This is a genomic window from Paenibacillus sp. RC84, assembly GCF_041260495.1.
Taxonomy (GTDB): Bacteria; Bacillota; Bacilli; order Paenibacillales; family NBRC-103111; genus Paenibacillus_F.
Map to the genome: position 1 here is coordinate 741,483 of NZ_JBGBYL010000001.1, position 22,085 is coordinate 763,567.

Genomic DNA, 22,085 nt, shown 5'->3' on the forward strand with positions numbered 1-22,085 from the left:
TTTGCCCCGCCGGACGGACTTCCGTAGGAGGATCCGTATGTCCAAAGATAAACAGTTTGTCCGGGAAATCACGCCGCAGGGTGAAGATTTCTCCCAGTGGTACATTGATGTCATCAAAAAAGCCGATCTTATGAGCTATTCCCCGGTTCGCGGGTGCATGGTCTTCAAGCCGGACGGCTACGAGATTTGGGAAAACATCCAGCGTGAGCTGGACAAGCGTTTCAAGGAAACCGGGCACCGCAACGCCTACTTTCCGCTTTTCATCCCGGAGAGCTTTTTCCAGAAAGAGAAGGAGCACGTGGAAGGCTTCAATCCGGAACTTCCCTGGGTGACCGAAGCGGGAGGAGAGAAGCTCGAAGAGCGTCTGGCCATCCGTCCGACTTCCGAGACGATGATCGGCCATATGTACGCGGAATGGATCAATTCCTACCGTGATCTGCCGCTCCTTATCAATCAGTGGGCGAACGTGGTCCGCTGGGAGAAACGTACCCTGCCATTCCTTCGTACGACGGAGTTTTTATGGCAGGAAGGGCATACCGCTCACGAAGACGAAGAAGATGCTCGCCGCGAAACGATGCAGATGCTGGAAATTTACAGAGACTTCGCCGAGAATTTCCTTGCCATGCCGGTCATTATCGGTCAGAAAACACCTTCCGAGAAGTTTGCCGGAGCGGTGGATACCTTCTCGATCGAAGCGATGATGAAAGACGGCAAAGCGGTACAAGCGGGTACTTCGCACTACCTCGGCACCAACTTTGCGGTTGCTTTCGATATTAAATATTTGAACCGGGAAAATCAGCACCAGTTCGTGCACACTACCTCCTGGGGAGTAAGCACACGTCTGATCGGCGCGACGATCATGGCGCACGGGGACGACCGCGGGCTGGCACTGCCGCCTAAAGTAGCTCCTACACAAGTGATCATGATCCCGATAGGTCCTCCTAAAACGAGGGAGCAGGTCGTGGCCCGCACGGACGAGCTGTTTGCCGAATTGAAGCAGGCAGGTGTCCGGGTAAGAGTGGACGACCGTGCGGATCTGAGCCCGGGCTGGAAATTCAACGAATACGAAATGCGCGGCGTTCCTATCCGTGTCGAGCTTGGACCGCGCGATATGGAGAACGGTCAGATCGTTCTCGTTTCCCGGATTACCGGAGAGAAGAAAATCGTCCAGCAGGTCAACTTCGTTCAAGAAGTTCAGCAGCTCCTGGAAGAGATACACCAGGACATGTTCAACCGTGCGAAGCAGCACCTCGAAGAGCATTTGATCGCGGTAGACACGCTGGATGAGTTCAAACAATACTTGGAAACGAACCGCGGGTTTGCGCTTGCAGGCTGGTGCGGTTCGGAAGCTTGTGAAGCCCAGGTCAAAGAAGAGGCGGGAGCAACGAGCCGTAACATTCCGTTTTCGCCGCGGGAATCGAAAGAAACCTGTCTGGTTTGCGGAGATAAAGCCAAGCACGCCGTCGTTTTCGGTAAATCTTATTAAGCACGATTACAATGAAGGGCAAACGAGATTACTTTCTCTCTTTGTCCTTTTCTTTTTCCGGCCGGGTGAGAGTAAGGCGGCAATCGGAGCAAACCGGAAGCTTGGGGGAGGGAAGACATGAGTCAGACACCGGATAAAAGACAGCGGTTCGAGCTTCTGATGAAGCAGGCGGACATACCGCACGAGATGTCAACGGTTCATTTTGCGGACGGGTATATCGACAAAGTAGAAATCAGCCGGAAAAACCGGGAGTGGACCTTCCATCTGGTAAAGCAGGAGCTGGTCCCGCAGGACGTGTACCGTTCTTTCTGCCGGAACGTTCAAGAAAAGTTCGCTCATATCGCCAAGACGCGATTTGTCATACACATGGAGAATGCGGAGCCAGGCAGGCTCGTGGAAGAATATTGGAGCCTTTTTCTGGAGTGGGTACAGCGCGAAGCCGTTACGGTAAACGGGTGGCTGAGCAAAGCCAAAACCGAAGTGCAGGGAAATCAGCTGACTTTGATTCTGCTGGATCAGATCGGTTTTGAGCTCGCGAAGAAAAAGAACATGGATAACTGGGTGAAATCCTTCTTCCAGGATTATTTTAAAACCGAGTTTACCGTGAAGTATGCGCTCAGCGAGAAAAGCACCGAGGAATTCGAACGATTTGCCCAGCAGATCGTCGAAGAGGAGAAGCTCGTTACACAGGAGATTATGCAGTCCATCGAGCAGGAGCTCCAGGCTTCGGCGATCCCGGATGCGGATGTCCGGCTCATGGTCGGCTACGATATTAAAGATGCGCCCGTGCCGATCCAGGATATTGTGGAAGAGGAGAAGAAGGTTACCATTCAAGGGGCCGTCTTCAATCTGGAAGTGAAAGAGCTGCGGAACGGCAGCACCCTTTATTCGTTTAACGTTACCGACTACACCGATTCCATTATGCTGAAATCGTTCGGGAAGACGAAGGAAGACGTGCGCATTCTCAATCTGCTCTCCAACGGCTGCTGGATTCGTGCGCGCGGACGTGTGGAATACGATCGCTTCATGATGGTGCCCGAGCTTGTCATGATCCCGTCGGATATCAACGAAGTGCTGCCGCCCAAGGGAAGAATGGATGACGCCGAAGAGAAACGCGTGGAATTCCACCTTCATACGACGATGAGTACGATGGACGGAATCACTCCGGTGGACCAGTACATCAAGACGGCTGCAAAATGGGGCCACAAAGCGATCGCCATCACGGATCATAGCGGGGTTCAAAGCTACCCGGATGCGAACAAGGCGGGCAAGAAAAACGGCATCAAGGTGATTTACGGCGTTGAAGCGAATGTGGTGAACGATTCCGTTCCGATCGTCTTAAACCCGATTGATGCGGATTTGAAGCAGGCCACTTACGTCGTTTTTGATATCGAGACTACGGGGCTGTCCGTTCTGAATAATAAAATTATCGAGATTGCCGGCGTAAAGGTACAGGAAGGCAAAGAAATCGACCGTTATTCTACGTTTATCCAGCCGCATGAAAAAATTCCGTATCACATCCAGCAGCTCACGAATATCACCGACGAGATGGTAAAAGACGCGCCGGAGCTCGCGGACGAGCTTCCCAAGTTTATCGACTTTATCGGCGATTCCGTGCTTGTCGCTCATAACGCGCGGTTCGATATCGGCTTTATTCAGGCCAACTTGAAAAGATTGGGCCACCCGCAGATGACGAATGCGGTTCTCGATACGCTGGAAATGGCCAGACTGCTTTTCCCTTCCATGAAAAACCACAGGCTGAACACCTTGTCGGACAAATTTAAAGTCAGTCTGGAAAACCATCACAGGGCGATTGACGATACGATTGCGCTGGGACATGTTCTCCAGCATTTGATTAACGAGGCCTACGACCGGAATATCACAAATCTTGGACGTATGAATGATTTTGTCGGGAAAGACTTGTCAAATCAGCGTCCGTTCCACTGCTGCATTTATGCGACGAATGCGGTCGGAAAGAAAAATCTGTTCAAACTGATTTCCATTTCCCATACGGAGTACTTCAACAAAGTGGCGACGATTCCGAAAAGCAGGCTCATTGAGCTTAGGGAAGGGCTGCTTATTGCTTCGGGCTGCGAGAAAGGCGAGTTTTTCGAGACGGTTCTTAACAAATCGCAGGAAGAGGCCGAGCAGGTTGCCGAATTTTACGATGTGCTGGAAATCCAGCCCGTCAGTTACAACATGCATCTGGTGGATAAAGGGCTAGTCGGCAGCCGAGCGGATTTGGAAGACGCGGTGAAGCGGATTGTCGCCATCGGCGCAAAACAGGGGAAACCCGTTATTGCGACGGGGAACGTCCATTACCTGGAGCCCCGGGACAAAGTCGCGCGGGATATTACGATCAATGGCATCACCGGCTTTAGTCCCCTCAAAGACATGAAGAAGCCGGACGCTCATTTCCGCACGACGCGCGAGATGCTGGAAGAATTCCGTTTCCTCGGTCAGGAAAAGGCCCATGAAGTCGTGGTGCGCAATACAAACGATCTGGCCGACCGCTTTGAAGAAATCGAGCTGTTTCCGACCAAGCTGTTCACGCCGATCATTGAAGGAGCGGACGACGAAATCCGCAACAAATGCTATGAGACGGCCCGTCAGATTTATGGGGATGAAGTTCCGGAAATTGTCGTGCAGCGGCTTGAAAAAGAACTGGTGCCGATCATCAAATACGGGTTCTCGGCCAACTATCTCATTTCGGAAAGGCTCGTTAAAAAATCCAACGAAGACGGCTATCTCGTCGGTTCCCGGGGATCGGTCGGTTCCTCCGTAGTCGCCACATTCCTGGGCATTTCGGAAGTTAACCCTCTCCCGCCGCATTATATTTGCCGCTCGTGCAAATTCAGCGAATGGTTTACGGACGGAAGCATTCCGAGCGGGTTCGACCTGCCGGATAAGACCTGCCCGACCTGCGGCGACAAGCTTAAAGGCGAGGGCCAGGACATTCCGTTCGAAACGTTCCTCGGATTTAAAGGGGACAAGGTTCCCGATATCGACTTGAACTTTTCCGGGGAGTACCAGCCGGTCGCTCATAACTACACCAAGGTTCTTTTCGGCGAAAAAAGCGTGTTCCGCGCAGGCACCATCGGTACCATTGCGGATAAGACAGCCTTCGGTTATGTGAAAAAGTATGAGGAAGGCCATGGCAAAAAATGGCGGAACGCCGAAATTGTAAGGCTGGCCTCCGGATGTACCGGCGTTAAGCGAAGCACCGGACAGCATCCCGGCGGTATTGTCGTCGTGCCGGATTATATGGAAGTGGACGATATCACTCCCGTTCAATTCCCAGCCGACGATAAAAATTCCGAGTGGAAAACGACGCATTTCGACTATCACGCGTTTGACGCCAACCTGCTCAAGCTCGATATTCTGGGGCACGACGATCCGACCATGATGCGTATGCTTCAGGATTTGACCGGCATTGATCCGACGACGATTCCGATGAACGATCCTAAAGTTATGAGCATTTTTCATTCGACGGATGCGCTCGGAGTTCCGCCTGAAAAAATCCGGACGCCTGTGGCCACCTATGGAGTTCCCGAGATGGGAACGAAGTTTGTCCGGCAGATGCTTCAGGAAACTCATCCGAGCAGCTTTGCCGATCTGCTGCAAATTTCCGGGCTTTCCCACGGAACCGGCGTATGGCTGGGCAACGCGCAGGAACTGATCAAGAAGGGCATTTGCAACATTAAGACCGTAATCGGCTGCCGGGACGATATTATGCTCTATCTCATTTATAAAGCCGGCATGGATGCGGGCCTGGCCTTCAAAATCACGGAGAGCGTACGTAAAGGGAAAGGTCTTACCGATGAGTGGAAGGAAGACATGAAGAAGCACAATGTGCCTGCCTGGTACATTGAATCCTGCGAGCGGATCGAATATATGTTCCCGAAAGCCCACGCCGCCGCTTACGTTATTTCCGCGGTGCGTACGGCTTACTTCAAGGTTTACCACCCGATCTCGTACTATGCGACCTACTTTACGGTCCGTGCGGAGGACTTTGATCTGGAACTGCTCTGCCAGGGCTACGATGCGATCATGAAAAAGCTGATCGAAATCGAGGATAAAGGGTTCCAGGCTCTTCCGAAGGAAAAAGCGATGATTTCCATTCTCGAGATGGCGCTGGAAATGACCGCACGCGGATTCAGCTTCAAGCCCATCGACTTATACCGCTCCGACGCCACGAAGTTTATTATTGACGGGGATTCGCTTATTCCACCGTTCTCGGCCGTACCGGGAATCGGGGAGAATGCGGCCCGCAACATTGCCGCTTCCAAGGAAAGCGGGGACTTTCTTTCGATCGAAGATTTCCAAAACCGTTCGAAGGCTTCGAAGACGGTCGTCGAACTGTTGAACGGCATGGGCTGCTTCCGGGGACTGCCGGAATCCAATCAGCTGTCCTTGTTTTAGCGGGCACGAAGCGTAGGGTGACAAGGTGAGTAACTTTTTCTTACTATTGTCAACCTTTAGACGGTTATGGTATAATTTTTCTTGGCAATAATGAGGATATCGACTGTGAACCGGAGAGTGGGGAAACCCACTCTTTACATTTTGCTAAGACTTTTTGGCAGGTTCACCGGGAAGGTCATACAGGAGGGTAGAGAGAAAACATATGAATTCACCAATTAAATCCGTCGTGGAAGATATGCTGCTGGATTATTTCAACGAGCAAGGCTTTGAGCTTGTCGACATCGAATACGTCAAGGAAGGAAGCAACTGGTTTCTCCGTGTATTCGTAGACAAAGAAGGCGGCATTGATATCGACGATTGCGGCCGCATCAGCGAATTCTTAAGCTCGAAACTTGATGAGAACGATCCGATTCCGACGGCTTATTTCCTGGAAGTCTCTTCACCGGGTGCCGAGAGGCCGCTAAAAAAACCGGAAGACATTAAGAAGGCTGTTGGCAAACATGTATTTGTAACTACATACGAGCCAATTGACAATAGCAAGGAATTCGAAGGTGAGCTTCTGTCGTTTGACGACGAGGAGCTTGTTGTGCAAACCCCGAAGAAACGCAGCGCCATTCCATACAGCAAAGTGGCCAGCGCGAGGCTTGCCATCGTATTCTGACGCGGTTAACCGCGTCTGCGAACCATTGAAAGGGGGAACTCGGTTCAAATGAACATGGATTTTATCGAAGCGTTGGCTGAAATCGAAAGAGAGAAAGGCATTTCCAAGGATCTGCTGATTGATGCGATTGAAGCCGCGATGATTTCCAGCTATAAACGCAACTTTAACACAGCACAGAATGTGCGCGTGGATATTAATCGGCAAACCGGCACCATCCGCGTCTACGCACGCAAAACCGTCGTGGAGGATGTGCTGGACCCGAGGCTGGAAATCACGCTGCATGCTGCGCGGGAAATCAACCAGAATTATACGATGGACGATATTGTAGAGATTGAGGTTACACCGCGAGACTTCGGACGCATTGCGGCTCAGACCGCCAAGCAGGTTGTGACGCAGCGTATCCGTGAAGCCGAGCGTGGACTTATTTACAATGCTTTTATCGAGAAAGAAGAAGATATCGTTACGGGTATCGTACAGCGTCAAGATCAGCGTCACTATTATATCGATCTTGGCAAAGTGGAAGCGGTTCTGCCTCTCACCGAGGTGATGCCCAACGAGAAATTCAAGCAAGGCGAGCGTGTTAAAGCGTATATTACCAAAGTGGAAAACACGACAAAAGGTCCTCAAATCATTTTGTCCCGAACACATCCGGGGCTTCTCAAGCGCCTTTTCGAGCTGGAAGTTCCAGAGATCTACGAAGGCGTCGTAGAAATCAAGTCCGTTGCCAGGGAAGCCGGCTTCCGTTCCAAGATCGCCGTGCACTCCCGCAATACCGAAGTGGACCCTGTCGGTTCCTGCGTAGGTCCCAAAGGACTGCGTGTCCAGACGATCGTCGGCGAACTCCGCGGCGAGAAGATCGACATCGTACGCTGGATGGAGAGTGTGGAAGAGTACGTCGCTAACGCACTCAGCCCTTCGAAGGTATTGGAAGTCAACGTGTTCGAGAACGAGAAGATGGCCCGCGTCATCGTTCCGGATTATCAGCTTTCGCTGGCAATCGGGATCAAGGGTCAGAACGCGCGTTTGGCCGCCAAGCTTACCGGCTGGAAAATCGACATCAAGAGCGAGGCGCAGGCGGAGCAGGAATACGGCCGTCCGAGATCGCAGATCGAGGAAATGCATCAAGATTCCGTCAGCTTTGACTGACGCCGGCGGGGCGAGGTGAGGATGACGTGAAACAGCGGAAAATACCTCTGCGCAAATGTGTGGCCTGCCAGGAAATGATGCCGAAGAAAGAACTGATTCGGGTCGTTCGTACCCCCGAAGGGGAGATCCAAATCGATCTGAAAGGCAAAAAATCGGGCAGAGGCGCTTATTTGTGCGGCAAAGTGGCTTGCTTCAGGCTTGCCAAAAAATCCAAAGCGCTGGACCGTGCGTTGAAGCAATCGGTGGGCGCTCCCATTTATGATCAGCTTGAACAGGATTTTATCCAGGTGGAAGAAGAATTCCATGCGGGCAAAGATGGGATGGACGATGACGAATAAAAATTATTTTTCAAACTTAGGTCTCGCCATGAGAGCAGGCAAGCTTGTCACCGGAGAAGAGAGCGTGCTGAAGGCTATCCGCTCGGGTGATGCGAAGCTGGTCATTATGGCGGAAGATGCGGCTGACAATACAAGCAAGAAGTTTCAGGACAAATGCCGTTCATACGACGTACCTTTGCTGGTCCTGGGCAACCGTGAGGAACTTGGTTCCAGCATAGGGAAGGAAGCTCGAGTCACGATTGCCGTCGTTGACGACGGCTTCGCCAGGATGCTGAAAAAGTATCGGGTATAACCTCCGGAGGTGAATGGGTTTGACAAATAAACAAGATCCTAAGGATAAACTTCGGGTTTATGAATATGCCAAATCTTTGAATATGAGCAGCAAGGAAATTATAACGATCCTGAAGCGTTTGAATATCCCCGTGAACAACCACATGAGCGTTATGGAAAACAATGCGGTCAGCAGCGTAGAAAAGTTTTTCCGTGACATTAAAGCGAATGCGGCTGCCAAACGGGCAGGGTCAGATGGAGGTAACGTGAGTCCAAATTCAAATCAACCCAAACCAGACAAACAGTCCAACCCTAAAGCAGAGGTAAGCGCTAAGCAGCCTGTGCAGCAAGCGGGGTCCGAGCAAGCGAAGAAAGAGGAGCGTCCGGCTGCGGAAGCACGTCCGCAAGGCTCCCAGGATAACCGTGCACCGCGTCCGAGCGGTGACGGAAGAACGGGCGCGCCGCGCGGCGACCGTCCGCAAGGCCAAGGCGCACCGCGCAGCGGCGGCCAAGGCGGCGGACAGCGTCCGCAAGGCGGGCAGGGCGGATACAACCGCGGCCCGCAAAGCGGCGGTCAAGGCCGTCCTCAGGGCGGTCAGCGTCCGCAGGGCCAAGGCGGCGCTCCACGGAGCGGCGGTCAAGGCGGCGGCGGACCACGTCCGCAAGGCGGCCAGGGCGGCGGTTTCAACCGCGGACCTCAAGGCGGCAGCGGCGGTCAGCGTCCTCCGGGCGGCGGCGGTCAAGGCGGCCAGAACCGCGGCGGATCAACCGGCGCCGGTGCAAGACCGGGCCAAGCTCCGCGCAGAACGGACGGACGTCCGGCTGCGGGCACGGATGCAGGCCGCAGCGGCCAGCGTACGGGCGACAACAGACAGGGCAACCGCGACGACCGCAGCAAAACCAGTCGTTACGATGACGGACGCGGCGGACGCGGCGGCGCAGGCAACCGTGGCGGCAACAACCGCGGCGGGCGCAATAACGGACGCGGACGCGGTCAAGAATCGATGGTTAAGAAAGAAAAGATCGACAACACACCGAAGAAGATTATTGTGCGCGGCGCAATGACGGTCGGTGAACTTGCGAAACTTCTCCACAAGGACGTTTCCGAAGTCATTAAGAAGCTCCTGTTCCTCGGCGTGATGGCGACCATCAACCAGGAACTCGATCTCGATACGATTCAGCTCGTAGCCGGGGAGTATAACGTCGAAGTGGATCTGAAAATCCGTGTCGAAGACGACCGTTTCGAGCTGGAAGAAGAAGTCGACGATGCGGCGGATCTGAAAGAACGTCCTCCTGTCGTTACCATCATGGGTCACGTTGACCACGGTAAAACAACCCTTCTTGACGCAATCCGTCATACAAGCGTGACGGAAGGCGAAGCGGGCGGCATCACCCAGCATATCGGGGCTTACCAGGTTGAAGCGAACGGAAAGAAAATTACGTTCCTCGATACCCCTGGCCACGAAGCTTTCACGACTATGCGTGCACGCGGCGCTCAGGTGACCGACATCACGATTATCGTCGTAGCGGCGGATGACGGCGTTATGCCGCAAACCGTCGAGGCGATTGCCCATGCGAAAGCGGCAGGCGTGCCGATTATCGTGGCGGTCAACAAAATCGACAAGCCGGAAGCCAATGTGGAAAAAATCAAACAAGCTCTTACCGAGTATGAACTCGTACCGGAAGAGTGGGGCGGCGACACGATCTTCTGCGAAGTTTCGGCTAAACAGCGGATCGGCCTGGAAAACCTGCTTGAAATGATTCTTCTCGTGGCTGAGGTTCAGGAATATAAAGCAAATCCGGATAAACGCGCCAGAGGTACGGTAATCGAAGCGGAGCTGGATAAAGGACGCGGTCCTGTAGCCCGCATTCTCGTACAGCACGGTACGCTCAAAGTCGGCGACAGTTTTGTTGCAGGCGTATGTTTCGGCCGTGTCCGCGCAATGGTAAATGATAAGGGCAAACGTCTTAAAGAAGCGGGTCCTTCGACTCCGGTTGAAATCACCGGCCTCACGGAGGTTCCGCAAGCGGGAGATCCGCTGCTTGCCTTCGAAGACGAGCGCAAAGCGCGCGATATTGCCGATAAGCGTGCTATCACGCTCCGCCAGTCCGAGCTTACGGCGAATTCCCGCGTTACGCTGGATGATCTGTATAAGCACATCAAAGACGGTGAAATTAAAGACCTGAACGTTATTATCAAAGCGGACGTTCAAGGCTCTCTCGAAGCGCTGCGCGGTTCCCTCGAGAAAATCGAAGTGGAAGGCGTACGCGTGAAGATGATTCACACGGGCGTAGGCGCCATCACCGAGTCCGACATTATTCTGGCATCGGCTTCCAATGCCATTATTATCGGCTTCAACGTTCGTCCGGAGCCTGCCGCTCAAGTAACTGCGGATCAGGAGAAAGTAGACATTCGTCTGCACCGGATCATCTACAATGTGATTGAAGAAATTGAACAAGCCATGAAGGGTATGCTCGATCCGATTTTCAAAGAAAACATTATCGGGCATGCGGAAGTCCGCAACACCTTCAAAATTACGGGCGTGGGCACCATTGCGGGTTGTATGGTTACCTCCGGTAAAATTGCGCGTAATGCGGAAGTTCGTCTGCTTCGCAGCAACATCGTAGTCTACGAAGGCAAAGTGGACGCGCTGAAACGCTTCAAAGACGACGCCAAAGAAGTGGCGCAAGGTTACGAGTGCGGTATTTCCCTGGAAAAATACAATGATATTAAAGAAGGGGACATCATCGAAGCCTTCGTCATGGAAACAGTAGAGAGGTGATCAGCTATGGCTAGAGTTCGTGTAGGCAGAGTGGGGGAGCAGGTCAAGAAAGAGATCAGCCAAATTTTGCAGAGCGAAATTAAAGACCCCCGCATCGGATTTCTTACGGTAACCGGGGTTGACGTAACGAATGATCTGTCTCAGGCCAAAGTTTATCTCAGTGTGCTGGGTACGGACGAGCAAAAGGAAGGAACTTTGAAAGCCTTAAGCAGTGCGAGCGGGTATATCCGTTCCGAGCTGGGCAAAAGAATCCGATTGCGCAAAGTACCCGAGCTTATCTTTAAATTCGACACATCGATTGATTACGGAAGCCGGATCGAAAGTCTGCTTCATGATCTTAACGATGGGAAATCCGCTGAATGACGGCGGGCCAGTTTATAGGCGGCGGCGCCTCCGGCAGCTACTTGGAGCAGTTGGAGGCGGCAAAGCAATTCATGCACGATCATAATGATTTCCTGGTGGTATCCCATGTCCAGCCGGACGGGGATGCCATTTCCTCTACTTTAGCCATTGCTTGGCTGCTTGACCGGATGGGAAAGCGCTATACGCTTGCTAACGAGGGGGACATACCGGAGAAATTCAGCAGGCTCTGGGGGTTTGACGGCATTCTGACTTTGTCCCAAATGCCCGATCACCTGTCCTATGATACGATTATAAGTGTGGATTGCGCCGATTTTTCAAGAATCGGACGGGTCAGCGAGAAATTTACCCCCGATGCCAAGCTGCTCAATATCGATCATCATGCGACTAACGACCGCTTTGGGGAATGTTCCGTTATACAGGCTTCCGCCGCGGCAACCGTTGAAATTATTTATGATTTATCCAAGCACCTTCAAATGGAAGCGAACATCGATTTCGGGACCTGTATTTATACGGGACTGCTGACCGATACGGGAGGTTTCCGGTATTCCAGCACGACACCCAAAGTGATGAAGACAGCGGCAGACCTTTTGGAATGGGGAGTAAAAGGATCGGAACTCGCCGAAGCTTTTCTGGAGAGAATGACCTTCCAGCAGATTCGTATTCTTCAGCAGGGGCTCGCAACGCTTGATTTTCATAAAAACGGGCGGATATCGACTATTGCGGTATCCACCGAAGTGATCGAAGCGACAGGCGCCACCAACGAAGATATGGACGGGCTGGTCAATTACGCCCGTAATGTCGAGGGAGTCGAAGTCGGGCTCTTGTTCAAACAAAGAAATGCATCGGCGGTTAAAGTGAGCTTGCGCTCCGCAGGTGCGGTAGATGTGGCTCAGATCGCACAGTCGTTCGGAGGCGGGGGTCATGTCCGCGCCGCCGGCTGTACGATTAACGGCTCCATTGAGGAAGCCATCCGACGGGTTGTAGAGGAAGTAGGGAATAAACTGCCATGACGATAGAAGGAATACTTCCAATCCTCAAGCCAAAGGGAATGACTTCCCACGATGTGGTAGCGAAAGCGCGCCGTTTTCTTGGGATTAAGCGGATCGGTCATACCGGTACGCTTGATCCTGAGGTTACCGGCGTGCTGCCGCTTTGTATCGGCCGTGCAACCCGCATGGTCGAATACATCCAGGAGCTGCCGAAACAGTATGAGGCAGCCGTGGTTTTTGGATTGGCCACAGACACGGAAGATCTGAGCGGGAACGTGCTGGAGGAAATTCCGCTCGTTCAGCTTGCGGAGGACAAGGTCCGTTCCGTCATCCAGTCGTTCGTCGGAGAGATCAGCCAAGTTCCCCCGATGTATTCCGCCGTAAAAGTCGACGGAAAACGGTTGTACGAACTGGCGAGAGCGGGCGTGGAAGTCGAGCGTAAAGCCCGGAACGTAACCATTTACGAGATCGAGTTGCTCGAACTGGACCTGAACCGGGATCACCCGGAAGTCCGTTTCCGGGTGATCTGCTCGAAGGGCACCTATATCCGTACCTTGTGTGTGGATATAGGAAGAGCCTTGGGCGTTCCGGCGGCGATGAAAGAGCTGGTCCGCTCTTCCACCGGACGAATCGGACTGGAGCAATGCGTGGCACTGGAAGACCTCCCTCGTTTGCGCGAGGAGGGTCTTCTGGATACAAAGATCATTCAGGCGGACCAGGCTGTCGATTACTTGCCTTCTCTCGTGTTGAATGAGCAGTTGTCCGTTTTTGCCCTGCAAGGACGCAAAGTCCGGCTCCATGAGGCGCCGGCTCTGCAGGGCAGTCGCGACAGCGAAACCGGAGTAGAACAGACGGGAATTATCCGTGTTTATGATCCTCATAAACGGTTTATCGGTCTCTTTTCCTGGAATGAGTCCGAAGGACATCTTGCTCCGGTCAAAGTTTTTAATTAGGATGTAAGTAAGCCGGCCCTCGGCCGGAATCATCTAACCCCTGGCGGTATAAAGCGGTTCAAGGAATAGTAGGTGAACTCGTACCCATGCAAACCATTCATTTGTCTTATCCCATCGAAAATGCGGAACTTCTTCCGCTGGCCGGTAAAAAGGTCATCGCCATCGGCGATTTCGACGGTGTGCATCTCGGACACCGTGAAGTTATCCAGCGCGCTGTCGAGAATGCCCGCGAGCTGGGAGTCCCGGCCGCGATTATGACGTTCGATCCGCATCCGCGGGAGCTGCTCGGCCAGGAGAAGTATGCGCGGCTTCTGACGCCGACCTCCTACAAGATGGAGCTCTTCGAGAAGCTGGGCGTAGACTGCACGTACGTGCTCAAGTTTGATACGGCGCTGATGCAGGCTTCTCCGCAGCAGTTTGTCGATCGTGTCCTGGAGGCGCTTGGCGTTGAAACCGTCGTAGTCGGATTCGACTTTACGTTCGGCTACAAAGGCCGGGGAACGCCCGATACGCTCTGCGAGCTGGGGCATGGCCGTTTTGCGGTGGAGGTGATCCGCCCGTACCGGATGAACGGCGCCAAGGTCAGCTCCACGGCGATCCGCGAGGCGCTGCTCACCGGACATCCGCCGGCGGCTTCCGAACTGCTCGGCAGAGGCTACGGAATACGCGGTGTCGTCGTATCGGGCGATAAGCGCGGGCGTCAGCTCGGATTCCCTACGGCGAATCTGCAGATGTCCGAGAACTTTCTCGTGCCCGCTTCCGGCGTTTACGCCGTCCGTGCGTTTGTGGGAGGAAGCTGGTACCGGGCTGTTATGAACATCGGAACGAAGCCGACCTTCCACAGCGGTGAAGTGATGTCGCTCGAAGTGCATCTGCTTGACTTCGACCAGGACATTTACGGCAGCACCGTGTTTGTCGAATTTGTCGATTATTTGCGCCCCGAGCGCAAGTTTAACGGTATCGATGAGCTGATCACCCAGCTCAAAAGAGATGTAGCGACGGCTGAAGCGAAGTTTGCGCAGATTCTGTAGGCGTTGGCATTTACTTCTGTCCATCATGTATGCTATACTGATTTACGTTGCTTCGGCTTTGCCGTAAGCTTCAATTACGAACCTTGGCGCGGAGCCGCGCTTCACCGACGCACTCTGGGCCATAGGCGATTATATGAATAGGAGGTGATTGGGATGGCATTAACTCAAGAGCGTAAACAGGAACTGATTCAAACGCACAAAACGCATGAAAGCGATACGGGATCTCCCGAAGTGCAAATTGCTATCCTGACGGAAAACATCGTAAACCTTACGAGCCATTTCCGTACACACAAGAAAGACCATCATTCCCGTCGCGGACTTCTTAAAATGGTTGGTCAACGCCGCAAGCTGTTGGCATACCTTAAGAACAAAGACGTTAAACGCTACAGTGCTTTGATTGAAAAGCTCGGTCTGCGTAGATAAAATCCGCATTCAGAAAGCAACCCTGCTGTTCTCTGTGGTGGGCTCCGAGCCGAGCTTCCGCAGCGGCTCCGGGTTGCTTTTTGTGTATTTTAAATCGTTGCAAAGAAGGAAATACTGTACATACGCAGAATTATTAGGTGATGCAGGAGGCATGAGCTCCCGCAAATCCTACCGTTTTTACCGAATCGGAACCATTTTGCGCGGTATAGTTCGATTCCCGCGTGTTTTGAGATAAAATTAGGAGGTTTAGTATGGAAAAACGTGTGCAAATGGACTTGGCCGGACGTCCGCTTATCCTTGAAACCGGTCGTTTAGCCAAGCAAGCCAACGGCGCGGTACTTGCCCGCTATGGCGATACAGTTGTGCTCTGCACCGTGACCGCTTCCAGCGAGCCGAAAGATCTTGATTTCTTCCCGCTGACGGTCAACTATGAAGAGCGCTTATATGCAGCAGGTAAAATTCCGGGCGGGTTTATCAAAAGAGAAGGACGTCCGAGCGAGAAAGCGATTCTCTCCAGCCGTCTGACTGACCGTCCGATCCGTCCTCTGTTCCCGGAAGGATTCCGTAATGACGTACAGATCGTCGCGGTGGTCATGAGCGTGGATCAGGAATGTCCGCCGGAAATTACGGCCATGATCGGTGTTTCCGCCGCACTGTCGATCTCCGACGTACCGTTCAGCGGTCCGGTCGGCGGCGTCATTGTAGGCCGCATCGACGGTAACTTCGTCGTGAACCCGACGCCGGCGCAGGAAGACAAGAGCGACGTACATCTCGTTGTGGCAGGCACCAAGGATGCTATTATGATGGTAGAAGCAGGCGCCGCCGAAGTACCGGAAGACGTTATGCTGGAAGCGATTATGTTCGGGCATGACGAGATCAAGAAAGTGATCGCCCTTCAGGAGCAGCTCGTTGCCGAAGCCGGCGTTCCTAAAATGGAAGTGAAGCTTCATACGGTAGACGGCGAAATCAACACAGCCGTGCGCGAGTTTGCCGAAGCCCGTCTCGTTGAAGCGATTAAGGTTCAAGAGAAGCATGCGCGCCAAGAAGCGATCGACGCGGTCAACGCGGATGCCGTTGCGCATTTTACGGCGCTCTATGAAGCAACGCCGGAGAAGCTGAAAGACGTCAAAGAAGTGCTTCACGATATCGTGAAAGACGAAGTCCGCCGCCTTATCACGCATGACAAGGTAAGACCGGATGGACGCGCACTGGATGAAATCCGTCCGATCGACGTGGACATTAATCTGTTGCCGCGCACGCACGGTTCCGGACTGTTTACACGCGGTCAAACGCAGGCGTTAAGCGTATGTACGCTCGGGGCGCTCGGTGACGTACAGATTCTCGACGGTTTGGACCTCGAAGAAACCAAACGCTTTATGCATCATTACAACTTCCCGCCGTTCAGCGTAGGGGAAGCAAGACCGCTTCGTCCGCCGGGCCGCCGCGAAATCGGACATGGCGCTCTCGGAGAACGCGCGCTTTCGTACGTCATTCCGAGCGAAGCCGAGTTCCCGTATACAATCCGTCTCGTTTCGGAAGTTCTGGAATCCAACGGTTCGAGCTCTCAAGCAAGCATTTGCGCTTCCACGCTCGCTATGATGGATGCGGGTGTTCCGATCAAAGCACCGGTTGCCGGTATCGCCATGGGTCTTATTAAAGAAGGAGAGCATTTCTCCATTCTGACGGATATTCAAGGCATGGAAGATCATCTCGGGGATATGGACTTTAAAGTGGCAGGCACGTCCAAAGGGGTTACCGCTCTTCAAATGGACATCAAGATTGACGGAATCAATCGCGACATTTTGAAGCAGGCCCTGGATCAGGCTAAGGCAGGCCGTACGTTTATCATGAACAAAATGCTGGAGCGCATCTCGGAACCTAAGAAAGAACTTTCCGCATACGCACCTAAAATTGTCGTGATGCAGATCAACCCGGATAAGATCCGTGACGTGATCGGAGCAGGCGGCAAAATCATCAATAAAATTATTGAAGAAACCGGCGTTAAGATTGACATCGAGCAGGACGGCAAAGTCTTTATCGCTTCGTCGAACGCGGAGATGAACGAACGTGCCAAGCAGATTATCGAAGGTATCGTACGAGACGTCGTTGTCGGCGAAACATACCTCGGTACGGTAAAACGCGTGGAGAAGTTCGGAGCTTTCGTAGAAGTGCTGCCGGGTAAAGAAGGACTCGTCCACATTTCCCAGCTGTCTACCGAACGGGTTGCCAAAGTGGAGGATGTCGTTAAAGTCGGCGATACGATTACCGTTAAAGTCACGGAAATCGACAATCAAGGACGCGTTAACCTGTCCCGCAAAGCAACGCTCGTGAACAACGAAGTTTCCACTCAATCCTAATAACCGAATCGCACCAAACATACAAAGAGCCAGATCTTTCTGTCTCTTTTTTGCATGCTTACACCGAATTTTTACGTGCACGGCTGTATCGTCCAAGTCATAACCCTGTCCGGCTTTGCATAAACTCTGACATAATCTTTACGGAGGAGTCGGAATCTCATGCAAAAAAAGAAGCTGGTGCTGCTTGGCGGTATAACGGCCGGGTGTATATGGGTACTGCTGCAAAGCGAAAGTGTGCATACCTTTGTGGGAGCGATCCAGCAGGGAAAGCAGCCTTCCGTCCAAACACAGACGAAGCTTTCCAATGATGCGGGAGGGCCGGAGAGTAACGGTAAGACCGCACAGCCGGCAGAGGACGCTTTGCTCGCGCGGATTAGGGAAGAAGCGAAAGGTCTGTACATCGCCCCGATCAATGCGAAAGTGGACAGAGTATGGAAAGCGGTGCCGGGTTATAACGGGCTGGAAGTCGACATCGACAAGACCTACGAGGCGGCCAAAAAGAATGGGGCGGGAGACAAACTGCCTTTCGTCATGAAGCAAGTTTCGCCTCAAGTCAACTTGAACGACCTTCCGCCGGAGCCTATTTACAAAGGCAACCCCAAAAAACCGATGGTTTCCTTCATGATCAATGTGGCGTGGGGAGAGGAGTTCCTTCCGTCAATATTGGAGACACTCCGCAAAGAAAATGTAAGAGCCACGTTCTTTTTCGATGGAAGCTGGCTTAAGAAGCATGTGGACATTGCCAAAGAGATTCAGAAACAGGGACACGAATTGTCCAATCACGCGTATTCACACAAAAATATGAGCACGCTCAGCCGCTCCAAGGCGTATGAGGAAATTGTGAAAACCGAGGATCTGCTGAAAAAGGAGCTTGGTGTCACCAATGTTCTTTTTGCTCCCCCCTCGGGAGACTTTGATGCCGAAACGGTGAAAATAGCCGCGGAGCTTAAGTTAAAGACCGTCATGTGGACGCTCGACACAGTTGACTGGAAAAACCCCGGCGCCCCCGCGATCCTTGCCAAAGTCCGCAAAAATATAGAGCCGGGCTCGCTCATCCTGATGCATCCGACCCAGTCTTCCAGCAGCGCGCTGCCCGAAATGATTTCGGTTATCAAAAGCAGGGGGCTGCAGCTGGGATCGGTAAGCGAAACACTGTCTCCGCAGCGGATATCGGCCCCTGCTCCGGGAGCGGACCAAGCGAGCGACGAGCGGTCAGGTTGAGTCACTTCGACATTTTTGTTAAAATCAAAGTTGAACTTAAGGGCTCCTAAGCGGACCCCATTGTGCGCACATTTGAGGAGGAACAGCTTGGTGAATAAAACCCATTTAAATAACGGGCTCAGAGTCGTGACCGAGAAAATTCCGACCTGCCGTTCGGTAGCAATCGGAATCTGGGTAAAAACCGGTTCCCGGAACGAAACTCAGCTGAATAACGGAATCTCCCATTTTATCGAACACATGCTCTTTAAAGGCACAGAGCGTCACAGCGCGAAAGACATTGCGGAAGTGTTCGACGGGATCGGAGGGAATGTGAATGCTTTCACATCCAAAGAATATACATGCTATTACGCCAAGGTGCTTGACGAGCATCTCGGCATTGCAGTAGATATTTTATCCGATATGTTTTTCAATTCCGTCTTTAATGAAGAAGAGCTTGAGAAAGAAAAGAACGTCATTTTCGAAGAAATCGCCATGTATGAAGATACTCCCGATGATCTGGTTCACGATCTCGTTGCAAAAGCGGCTTACGGCAGCCATCCGCTGGGGTACACCATTTTGGGAACGCAGGCGCATTTGTCCGGAATGAAGCCAAACGATCTGCGGGCTTATATGAAAGAATGCTACACCATTGAGAATACCGTCATTGCCGTGGCGGGGAACATCGACGATAGTGTGTTTGAACTGCTGGAGAAGCATTTCGGTCATTTCAACGTTTCGGGTACGCAGCAGAACCAGGAAGAGCCCGCGTTTATGAGCGAGCGGGTTTTCCAAGCCAAGACGACGGAACAGAATCATATCTGCCTGTCGCTCCCGGGTCTTTCTCTTCGTGAAGAAAACCTCTACCCGATGGTGCTGCTCAATAACGCGATCGGCGGGGGCATGAGCTCCAGGTTGTTCCAGGAAATCCGCGAGAAGCGGGGACTGGCCTATTCGGTGTATTCCTATCATTCTTCTCACATCGACAACGGGGTATTTACGATCTATACGGGAACGGCTCCGAAACAAACGGAGGAAGTTCTGAAGGTGACGATCGAAATGCTGAACGATATCGCGGAGAAAGGCATGACGGACGCGGAACTGAGAAAAGGCAAGGAACAGCTGAAAGGCAGCCTGATTCTCAGTCTGGAAAGCACCAACAGCCGGATGAACCGGATCGGCAAAAACGAGCTGATGACCGGAAGGCATTACACGCTCGACGAAATGATCAACCGGATCGAAAGCGTTGAAATGGAGCATATCTACGCCTTGACCCGCAAGCTGTTCTCCAAGCCATTTGCCATTGCGATGGTCGGCAGCCGCGACGAGGCTTTGCAGTCAATCAGAGGAGATGAGCTTCTTGGAAAATAACACACCTGTATTCCCCATCCGCATTAAACGCCTGCCCGGCAGCGAAGGTCTTCCGCTGCCGGAGAAAATGTCCGCCGCGGCAAGCGGCTTCGATCTGCACGCGGCGAATATCGAACCCCTCGACCTGGCGCCCGGTGAGCGGGCGCTCGTTCCGACGGGGTTCGCGCTGGCGATGCCCGTAGAGCTTGAAGCCCAGATCCGTCCTCGGAGCGGACTGGCCTACAAGCACGGCATCACCACGCTGAATTCGCCGGGCACGATCGATGCGGACTACCGCGGCGAAGTCAAAGTGCTCCTGATCAATCATGGTCAGGAGACATTCACGATCCGCCGCGGCGAAAGAATCGCGCAGATGGTGTTCCAGCTCGTGCCGGCCGTCCTATTGACGGAAGTGGACGAGCTGGATGATACCACGCGCGGCGCCGGCGGCTTCGGGCATACGGGGCTGACCACCGAAGCGCGGAAATGACCTGCGTTCCTGCCGGATTACAGGCGGGAACCAGGAACGATCCAGGCTTGGCCGCCACAGTTGGCGGACCGTGCATGCTCTTATCCGTCAGATCACTAACCTAGCAAGGCTGAAGTTTTAATGAAAAAGGGCCTCTATCAGTTTGAAGCTGATAAGAGGCCTTTTTTATGTCCGTTTGCCGGAGTCCGGTTTGAAAAAAGGGATAATCCGTAATGTGCGGATGCCCGGCAAGCGGATGTCACCCTTCGGTAGGCGGCGGCATACTGTATGTTATCGAGACGGATGCACGTAAGGGAGGAACGGAAACAGTATGCTCACCGGAGCGGAAGTGATTTTTATCGGCGGCGATGCCCGTCAGCTTGAAGTGATCGATAAGCTGATCGAGCTCGATGCGTCCGTGACTTTAATCGGATTCGACAATCTGCAGAAGCCATTCGCGGGAGCGGCGGGCAAGCAGCTTTCACCCGAAGCGCTGGAGAAAGCCGACGCGCTCGTTTTGCCGGTTGTAGGAACGGATGAACAAGGACGTGTGGAAAGTATTTTTTCCGGCAATGAACTGACGCTCACGCCGGATCTGCTGGGCGCACTTCCAAAACATGCCGTGATCTATACGGGTATGGCGAAAACTTATTTGAAGCAGCTTTGCGCATCGCAGGGTCTTAAACTAGTCGAGCTTCTTGAGCGGGATGACGTGGCGATCTACAATTCGATTCCGACGGCGGAAGGCGCTTTGATGATTGCCATTCAGAATACGGACATTACGATTCACGGCTCGCAATCGATGGTTTTGGGGTTCGGAAGAACGGGTTTAACGATGGCTCGCACCCTTCAGGGACTGGGAGCAAAAGTGAAGGTCGGGGTGCGAAAACCGGAGCATTTTGCCAGAGCTTTGGAGATGGGTTTTACGCCGTTTTATACCCGCGAACTCTATCAGGAAGTGGCGAATATTGACTTGCTTTTTAACACAATTCCGACTATGATAGTCACAGCGCAAATAATAACGAATATCCCGCATCGCGCGGTATTAATCGACCTAGCTTCCAAGCCGGGCGGAATGGACTTCCGTTTTGCCGAGAAGAGGGGGATTAAGGCGATGCTCGCTCCAGGCCTACCCGGGATCGTCGCACCGAAAACAGCTGGTCGGATTTTGGCGAATACGCTGAGTCAGTTGATGGTGGAAGACATCAGGAATGGGAGTGGTCCGGAATGAACTGGAACGGGATAACGGTAGGGTTTGCGTTGACAGGTTCTCACTGCACCTTGGAAGAGATTATGCCGCAGATTCAAAGATTCATAGACGCAGGCGCCGCGGTTGTACCGATCGTCTCCCAATCCGTTTTGACGACGGATACGAGATTCGGCAAGGCCGTCGATTGGCAGAAGCAGCTCAAAGACATGACTGGCAGCGATCCCATTACGACGATTGTCGAAGCGGAACCGCTCGGGCCTTCCAAGAAGCTCGACGTCATGGTAATCGCCCCCTGCACGGGCAATACGACAAGCAAGCTCGCGAATGCAATGACGGAAAGCCCAGTCCTAATGGCCGCTAAAGCACAGATGCGCAATCATCGTCCGCTTGTACTGGCCATTTCTACTAATGACGGGCTCGGACTGAATTCCGCGAATATTGCGAAATTGCTCGTTACGAAGAACATTTATTTTGTCCCGTTCGGCCAGGATGCGCCGGAAGCGAAGCCGAATTCACTTGTCGCCCGAATGGATTTGATTTCGGAGACATGCGAAGCGGCCCTGAACGGCAAACAGCTCCAGCCGATGATTATTGAGCGATTTCAATATTCTTAATTATTATAGATCATTTAAATAAT

At 52.8% G+C, this 22,085-nt stretch carries 18 protein-coding genes; all 18 read left to right on the forward strand.

Features of this window, described 5'->3' with window-relative positions; all coding sequences use genetic code 11:
- Positions 1-37: 37 nt before the first annotated feature.
- Positions 38-1,486, forward strand: coding sequence for a proline--tRNA ligase (gene proS, locus ABH899_RS03475; protein WP_369993985.1), 1,449 nt, complete (start codon positions 38-40; stop codon positions 1,484-1,486).
- A gap of 117 nt (positions 1,487-1,603) precedes the next feature.
- Positions 1,604-5,908: a PolC-type DNA polymerase III gene (locus ABH899_RS03480; protein ID WP_369993988.1), complete on the forward strand. Its 4,305-nt coding sequence runs from the start codon at positions 1,604-1,606 to the stop codon at positions 5,906-5,908.
- A gap of 202 nt (positions 5,909-6,110) precedes the next feature.
- Positions 6,111-6,569, forward strand: a complete 459-nt coding sequence (gene rimP, locus ABH899_RS03485) for a ribosome maturation factor RimP (protein WP_009672012.1) — start codon at positions 6,111-6,113, stop codon at positions 6,567-6,569.
- A 48-nt stretch (positions 6,570-6,617) separates the two neighbouring features.
- Entirely contained in the window at positions 6,618-7,715 is a 1,098-nt protein-coding gene (gene nusA, locus ABH899_RS03490; protein WP_009672008.1) for a transcription termination factor NusA, read from the forward strand.
- Between the two features lie 26 nt (positions 7,716-7,741).
- The gene (rnpM, locus tag ABH899_RS03495; RefSeq protein ID WP_009672016.1) at positions 7,742-8,053 is read left to right on the forward strand and encodes an RNase P modulator RnpM; all 312 of its coding nucleotides are present in this window, start codon (positions 7,742-7,744) and stop codon (positions 8,051-8,053) included.
- Complete coding sequence (locus ABH899_RS03500; RefSeq protein ID WP_016423451.1) at positions 8,019-8,345, forward strand: YlxQ family RNA-binding protein; 327 nt, start codon at positions 8,019-8,021, stop codon at positions 8,343-8,345. The genes rnpM and ABH899_RS03500 overlap by 35 nt, the downstream gene beginning before the upstream one ends.
- Before the next feature lie 13 nt (positions 8,346-8,358).
- Positions 8,359-11,106 carry a translation initiation factor IF-2 gene (gene infB, locus ABH899_RS03505; RefSeq protein WP_369993994.1) on the forward strand — a complete coding sequence of 916 codons (2,748 nt, stop codon included), beginning with the start codon at positions 8,359-8,361 and terminating at the stop codon, positions 11,104-11,106.
- Between the two features lie 6 nt (positions 11,107-11,112).
- Entirely contained in the window at positions 11,113-11,469 is a 357-nt protein-coding gene (gene rbfA, locus ABH899_RS03510) for a 30S ribosome-binding factor RbfA (RefSeq protein WP_009672009.1), read from the forward strand.
- Entirely contained in the window at positions 11,466-12,479 is a 1,014-nt protein-coding gene (locus tag ABH899_RS03515) for a DHH family phosphoesterase (protein WP_369993997.1), read from the forward strand. Before rbfA ends, ABH899_RS03515 begins: the two co-directional genes overlap by 4 nt.
- Positions 12,476-13,411 (forward strand): tRNA pseudouridine(55) synthase TruB, encoded by a 936-nt coding sequence (gene truB, locus ABH899_RS03520; protein ID WP_369993999.1) that lies wholly within the window; start codon positions 12,476-12,478, stop codon positions 13,409-13,411. Before ABH899_RS03515 ends, truB begins: the two co-directional genes overlap by 4 nt.
- Before the next feature lie 86 nt (positions 13,412-13,497).
- Positions 13,498-14,442, forward strand: a complete 945-nt coding sequence (locus ABH899_RS03525) for a bifunctional riboflavin kinase/FAD synthetase (RefSeq protein WP_016423449.1) — start codon at positions 13,498-13,500, stop codon at positions 14,440-14,442.
- A gap of 153 nt (positions 14,443-14,595) precedes the next feature.
- Positions 14,596-14,865, forward strand: coding sequence for a 30S ribosomal protein S15 (rpsO, locus tag ABH899_RS03530; RefSeq protein WP_009674959.1), 270 nt, complete (start codon positions 14,596-14,598; stop codon positions 14,863-14,865).
- A gap of 251 nt (positions 14,866-15,116) precedes the next feature.
- Entirely contained in the window at positions 15,117-17,222 is a 2,106-nt protein-coding gene (pnp, locus tag ABH899_RS03535) for a polyribonucleotide nucleotidyltransferase (protein ID WP_009674966.1), read from the forward strand.
- 159 nt (positions 17,223-17,381) lie between these two features.
- On the forward strand, positions 17,382-18,443 hold the full coding sequence (locus tag ABH899_RS03540) for a polysaccharide deacetylase family protein (RefSeq protein WP_369994004.1): 1,062 nt from the start codon (positions 17,382-17,384) through the stop codon (positions 18,441-18,443).
- 90 nt (positions 18,444-18,533) lie between these two features.
- The gene (locus ABH899_RS03545; RefSeq protein WP_369994006.1) at positions 18,534-19,790 is read left to right on the forward strand and encodes a M16 family metallopeptidase; all 1,257 of its coding nucleotides are present in this window, start codon (positions 18,534-18,536) and stop codon (positions 19,788-19,790) included.
- The gene (gene dut / locus ABH899_RS03550) at positions 19,771-20,259 is read left to right on the forward strand and encodes a dUTP diphosphatase (protein ID WP_050803027.1); all 489 of its coding nucleotides are present in this window, start codon (positions 19,771-19,773) and stop codon (positions 20,257-20,259) included. The genes ABH899_RS03545 and dut overlap by 20 nt, the downstream gene beginning before the upstream one ends.
- 310 nt (positions 20,260-20,569) lie before the next feature.
- Positions 20,570-21,469 carry a dipicolinate synthase subunit DpsA gene (dpsA, locus tag ABH899_RS03555; protein WP_369994009.1) on the forward strand — a complete coding sequence of 300 codons (900 nt, stop codon included), beginning with the start codon at positions 20,570-20,572 and terminating at the stop codon, positions 21,467-21,469.
- Entirely contained in the window at positions 21,466-22,062 is a 597-nt protein-coding gene (locus ABH899_RS03560; RefSeq protein ID WP_009674970.1) for a dipicolinate synthase subunit B, read from the forward strand. The genes dpsA and ABH899_RS03560 overlap by 4 nt, the downstream gene beginning before the upstream one ends.
- The last annotated feature ends 23 nt before the right edge of the window (positions 22,063-22,085 follow it).

Bases quoted from the DNA above. Each gene is read 5' to 3' on its own strand.
- proS (WP_369993985.1), top strand. From the start codon at position 38: ATGTCCAAAGATAAACAGTTTGTCCGGGAAATCACGCCGCAGGGTGAA.
- ABH899_RS03480 (WP_369993988.1), top strand. From the start codon at position 1,604: ATGAGTCAGACACCGGATAAAAGACAGCGGTTCGAGCTTCTGATGAAG.
- rimP (WP_009672012.1), top strand. From the start codon at position 6,111: ATGAATTCACCAATTAAATCCGTCGTGGAAGATATGCTGCTGGATTAT.
- nusA (WP_009672008.1), top strand. From the start codon at position 6,618: ATGAACATGGATTTTATCGAAGCGTTGGCTGAAATCGAAAGAGAGAAA.
- ABH899_RS03500 (WP_016423451.1), top strand. From the start codon at position 8,019: ATGCGGGCAAAGATGGGATGGACGATGACGAATAAAAATTATTTTTCA.
- infB (WP_369993994.1), top strand. From the start codon at position 8,359: ATGGGTTTGACAAATAAACAAGATCCTAAGGATAAACTTCGGGTTTAT.
- rbfA (WP_009672009.1), top strand. From the start codon at position 11,113: ATGGCTAGAGTTCGTGTAGGCAGAGTGGGGGAGCAGGTCAAGAAAGAG.
- ABH899_RS03515 (WP_369993997.1), top strand. From the start codon at position 11,466: ATGACGGCGGGCCAGTTTATAGGCGGCGGCGCCTCCGGCAGCTACTTG.
- truB (WP_369993999.1), top strand. From the start codon at position 12,476: ATGACGATAGAAGGAATACTTCCAATCCTCAAGCCAAAGGGAATGACT.
- ABH899_RS03525 (WP_016423449.1), top strand. From the start codon at position 13,498: ATGCAAACCATTCATTTGTCTTATCCCATCGAAAATGCGGAACTTCTT.
- rpsO (WP_009674959.1), top strand. From the start codon at position 14,596: ATGGCATTAACTCAAGAGCGTAAACAGGAACTGATTCAAACGCACAAA.
- pnp (WP_009674966.1), top strand. From the start codon at position 15,117: ATGGAAAAACGTGTGCAAATGGACTTGGCCGGACGTCCGCTTATCCTT.
- ABH899_RS03540 (WP_369994004.1), top strand. From the start codon at position 17,382: ATGCAAAAAAAGAAGCTGGTGCTGCTTGGCGGTATAACGGCCGGGTGT.
- dut (WP_050803027.1), top strand. From the start codon at position 19,771: ATGAGCTTCTTGGAAAATAACACACCTGTATTCCCCATCCGCATTAAA.
- dpsA (WP_369994009.1), top strand. From the start codon at position 20,570: ATGCTCACCGGAGCGGAAGTGATTTTTATCGGCGGCGATGCCCGTCAG.
- ABH899_RS03560 (WP_009674970.1), top strand. From the start codon at position 21,466: ATGAACTGGAACGGGATAACGGTAGGGTTTGCGTTGACAGGTTCTCAC.